Here is a 323-nt window from a genome sequence, read left to right as displayed (position 1 = left end):
CTGGTATGCAGATACTGCCCCAGAGCTCGGTTTGCAATGTTGACGCAGCCCGCTATACTTAGTAGTCCTCTCCCTCCTTCCTTTCGTGTTATGTATAGTCTGTCCGTATTTGCTCTTGGGTGTAGTGCTTTGTGTATTGTCATATGTTTCCTGGTTTTCTGATCTATGCTGCGAAGTTCTGCCTTCGTCCATTCCACTATTCCTGCGCTGTATCTGATTACTGGCACTGCCCATGTGTTTATGGCTTTTATCATATTTCCGGCGTTGAGTTTTGACTTGAGTATCGCCTTGAGTCTCTGCATATATTCTTTCCTGATCGTGTC

General features: G+C 45.5%; 1 protein-coding gene. It reads right to left on the bottom strand.

What is annotated here, in order from left to right; translation table 11 throughout:
- Positions 1–302 (bottom strand): hypothetical protein (locus HHO50_RS21135; RefSeq protein WP_219921625.1); only part of this gene is annotated, 302 nt, incomplete at its 3' end.
- Positions 303–323 lie beyond the last annotated feature (21 nt).

It is taken from the genome of Rufibacter sp. XAAS-G3-1, assembly GCF_013623775.1.
Classification (GTDB): Bacteria; Bacteroidota; Bacteroidia; order Cytophagales; family Hymenobacteraceae; genus Nibribacter.
Note: the sequence above shows the minus strand (reverse complement) of the source record. Positions and strands in the feature narration are given on the sequence as shown.